Source organism: Sphingomonas segetis (assembly GCF_009720245.1).
Taxonomy (GTDB): Bacteria; Pseudomonadota; Alphaproteobacteria; order Sphingomonadales; family Sphingomonadaceae; genus Sphingomicrobium; species Sphingomicrobium segetis.
Map to the genome: position 1 here is coordinate 1 of NZ_WJSQ01000199.1, position 3976 is coordinate 3976.

A 3976-nucleotide genomic window follows, 5' to 3' on the forward strand; every position below is an offset into this window, starting at 1 on the left:
TGGCGCGCAGGCGGCGGCGGGCATCGTCAGCCGAGCGCGCGGCGCCGGCGGTTAGGTCGAGGATCGGTTCGGTCACGCGCCCGCGCTACCGTAAACAGCTGCGGTTGCGCAATTTAGCGGCGCGGCGGTCAGGCCGGGACCGCGACGTCGAAGGCGACCGTCATGCGCTCGCCCTCGCCGAACGGCCGCGTTCCGTGCCACATCCACGATGGGAACAGGGCGAGGCGGCCAGGCTTCGGCTCGACCAGCCGGACCGGAGGCATGTCGAGCCTGAGCTGCGCCTGTGGCTCGCCGAGCGTGAGGAACCCCGCCTCGCCTTGCCCGAGGTCGGGCGGAAGTACGACATAGAGCGCCGAGCTGATCCAGCCGAGCGGGTGGACGTGGTTGGCATGATAGCCGCCACCGCTCAGCCGCACGGACCATGCGCCGTTGAAGCGGATCGGCGCGGCCCGCTGAGGGCCGAGCAAGGGGTGGCGCTCGTCGCGAGTCGGGAGTTGGGCGACATGCTCCGCAACCGTCGCGCGAATCGCCTCGCGAAGCTGGACGATCAGGGGATCGACGCGCTGGAACAGGTTGCCGTCGGTCTGCGTGCCGCCGCGCAGCGACTGCTCGAGCGGCTCCGCCCGAACGGTGTGCAACTGGCGAAGGGTGTCGGCGAGTTCGTCGAGCGGCGGGAGCCGGTCGGCGATGTCGTAGACTCCCACGAGCCGCGGATCGCCCTCGAGCCATTCCGAGCGCGGATCGCCCGTCATCCGCCACGCGATCGACGCATAGGGCCAGAACAGGAAGGCCTGCGGACCTTGCAGCCACGGGTCGATGGCAAAGCCTGCAATCTCGGGCCTGGCGTTGCGCAATTCGTGGCGGACGCGGCGCAGCTGCACCGATGCATCGGGCACATCGCCGAGCCGCTGGAACAACGCGTCGGCCTGCGCCACTTCGCCGGTTTCCGAATGGATCGCGGCTTCGTTCGCGTCGAAGATGAAGTGCGGCCCGAGCGCCGCGCGCCCGGCGTCGATCGCACGAAGCGCATCGTCCCACTGCTCGGCATGGACCAGCGCAATGATCTGTTCGCGGCGAAGGTCGAGGCTGCGCGGCAGGCGCGCGATCGCGTCGTCGAAGCTGCGGGTGAAGCCGGTGCGCTCGCCCTGCATCCAGCGCAGCTTCGCCAGCTGGACGTGGCCGTCGGTCCACTGCGGCGTGAACGAAAGGCTTCGCTCGAGCCCGGCGATGGCGTCGTCGACCCGGCGTTCGGCGACGAGCGCCGCGGCGAGCCCCAGCGTGATCTCGGGCGTTCCGGGAGCGAGGCGCACGGCGCGTGCGTAGGCGTCGACGCTCGGAAGCCCCGCTTCGTACAGGGCTCGCGCGAGAGCATGCGCCGGATTGGGAGCCGCCGGAGCGAGCTCGACGGCGCGAGCCAGCGATTCCAGCGCTTCGCCGTGGCGTTCGAGCTGGCGGAGAATCAGTCCGTGAATGTGCCACAGGCGGTAATCGCCCGAGCGCGGAAGGGCGCGTTCGAGCTTTGGCAGCACGGTTTCCGCCTCGCCACGGTCCCACGCCTCCGTCGCCTCCCGAAAGAGCGCGGCATCGGCGGTTCCGGCGGTGATCGGTTGGGCCACGTGGGCAGCGCTAGCGTAAAGCGTGCGGGATACGCAATTCGCGCAGCTGGCTCGAAACGCCGCGGCCTAATGCGCCCTTGGCACCGCCACGTCGAACGCGACCGTCATGCGCTCACCCTCGCCGAACGGCCGGGTGCCGTGCCACATCCAGGACGGGAAGAGCGCGAGACGGCCTGGCTTCGGCTCGACGACCCGCGTGGGCGCAAGATCGAGCCCGAGCTGCGCCTGCGGCTGGCCGAGCACGAGGAATCCGGCCTCCGCGTCGCCGAGGTCCGGCGGAAGCACGATGTAGAGCGCCGAGCTGATCCACCCGTCTGGGTGGACGTGATTGGCGTGATAGCCGCCGCCACTCAGCCGCACCGACCACGAGCCGGCAAAGCGGATCGGCCGATCGCGCGGCTGACCGAGGAGCGGGTGCCGGGGGTCCATCGGCGGGAGCTGGGCGACATGATCGGCCACCGCCTCCCGGACCGCATCGCGCAGGCGCACGAGAAGCGGGTCGATATGGCGGAAAAGATTGCCGTCGGTCTGGGTGCCGCCGCGGACGGATTGCTCGAGCGGCTCTCCGCGGACGGTATGGAGCTGCCGCAGCGTATCGGCGAGTTCCGTCAGCGGCGGGAGGCGATCCGCAAGGTCATAGACGCCGACCAGGCGCGGGTCGTCCTCGAGCCATTCCCAGCGCGGGTCGTCTGTCATCCGCCAGGCAATCGAGGCATAGGGCCAGAACAGGAACGCCTGCGGGCTTTCGAGCCACGGGTCGATCGCGCGGCTCGCTTCAACCGGCCGCCTGGAGCGCAGGTAGTGTCTTACGCGCCGGACCTGAATCGGCCCGTCGCGTACATGCGCGAGCTGAGCGAACAAGGCGTCCGCACGCTCCAGGTCCCCAAGCTCGGCGCAGACGGCCGCCTCGTTGGCATCGAAGATCATGTGCGGGCCGACAGCCGCGCGTCCGGCGGCGATCGCGCGGAAGGCTTCAGTCCAATGTTCCGCGTGAACCAGCGCCACGATCTGGTCGCGGCGCAAATCGAGATTGGCGGGCATGCACGCGAGCGCCTCGTCATAGCTGCGCGTGAAGCCCTGTCGCTCGCCCTGCATCCAGCGCAGCCTCGCCAGCGCGGCATGTCCCTCCGCCCATTGCGGCTTGACCGACACCGCGCGCTCCAGACCGGCAACGGCATCTTCGATCCGGCGTTCGGCAATCAGCGCCGCGGTCAGCCCGAGAAGCATTTCGGGCGTACCGGGCGCGAGGCGCAAGGCGCGCGTATAAGCGTCGACGCTCGGCAGGCCGGCCTCGTTCAGGGTCTGCGCAAACTCGTGCGCCGGGTTCGCCGCCTCGGGCGCAAGCGCGACCGAGCGCTTCAACGATACCAGCGCTTCCAAATGCCGGTTGAGCTGCCTCAGGATCATGCCGTGGATGTGCCACAGGCGGTAATCGCCCGATCGCGGCAAGATCTGGCCGAGCTTTGGAAGGACAGCCGCCGCCTCGCCGCGGTTCCAGGCGGCCCTGACTTCCTCGAACATCGCCGCATCCTCGGCAGTCGGGCCGACGGCATCCGACATCAGCCGCCCGCGAAGCTCACGCCGGACGCCTCGATGACTGCCGCGACGGCTTTTCTCTCGTCGGCGCTGAGCGAGGGCTGCCACAGGTCGATGATCAGCACGACCCGCAGCTCGTCGCTATCGTTCCATGCCTCATGCTCGATCGTGTCGTCGAACACGAACGCCTCGCCGACGTACCACTCGCGAGTCGTCGCGCCGACCCTGAACCCGCAACCGGCCGGGACGATCAGCGGCAGGTGGCAGACCAGCCTGGTATTGGCGACGCCTGTGTGCGGCGGGATGCGAGTGCGCGGCGCGAGCAGCGAGAACATCGCATTCGGCGACCCGCCGCGGATGTGCGGCTGGTCCATCCTTGCGAGCACGTCGAGCGTGCGCGGACAATGGCGGGCGTTCGCTTCGACCCGCTCGCCGTTCTGCAGCAAATGCACCGCGGTCCATTCGCGGCTGTTGTTGAGTTCCTTCCATTGGGCGAGCGGCACATGTTCGGGGTACTGGATATACGGCACCATCTCCGCCGCCTCGGCGCGGAGCAGCGCGTCGAATTCCTCGCGGATCGCGTCCGTCGCCGCCTCGAGAAGCTCGAGCTGCGGAAAGCCCGACCGGTCGTGAAACTCGATCTCCGGCACGCCGGGATAGTGAAATTCGGTCGGCTCCTGATGGAACTGGCGCGTGGTGCGCGCGCGGTTGGAAGCGAGGCGTTCAGCCCGGCTGCGGACCTCGGTCGGCAAGTCATCGGGAATGGCGGCGCGAAGGCGCTGCTCGACCGCCGCCGAGTGGCGCGCCCAGCGCTCGCGCGCGTG

Annotated in this window: 3 protein-coding genes; all 3 read right to left on the reverse strand. The window is 69.4% G+C overall.

Going from position 1 to position 3976, the window contains the following annotated elements:
• Nucleotides 1-128 precede the first annotated feature (128 nt).
• Nucleotides 129-1616 carry a putative 2OG-Fe(II) oxygenase gene (locus GH737_RS13500; protein ID WP_155265313.1) on the reverse strand — a complete coding sequence of 496 codons (1488 nt, stop codon included), beginning with the start codon at nucleotides 1614-1616 and terminating at the stop codon, nucleotides 129-131.
• Between the two features lie 66 nt (nucleotides 1617-1682).
• The gene (locus tag GH737_RS13505) at nucleotides 1683-3176 is read right to left on the reverse strand and encodes a putative 2OG-Fe(II) oxygenase (RefSeq protein ID WP_155265314.1); all 1494 of its coding nucleotides are present in this window, start codon (nucleotides 3174-3176) and stop codon (nucleotides 1683-1685) included.
• The coding region (locus GH737_RS13510) for an aspartyl/asparaginyl beta-hydroxylase domain-containing protein (protein WP_155265315.1) at nucleotides 3176-3976 on the reverse strand (801 nt) is incomplete at its 5' end. The genes GH737_RS13505 and GH737_RS13510, both read right to left, overlap by 1 nt.

What these genes read in the sequence shown, in the direction of transcription:
- GH737_RS13505 (WP_155265314.1), bottom strand. Translation starts at nt 3,176, where the DNA reads ATGTCGGATGCCGTCGGCCCGACTGCCGAGGATGCGGCGATGTTCGAG.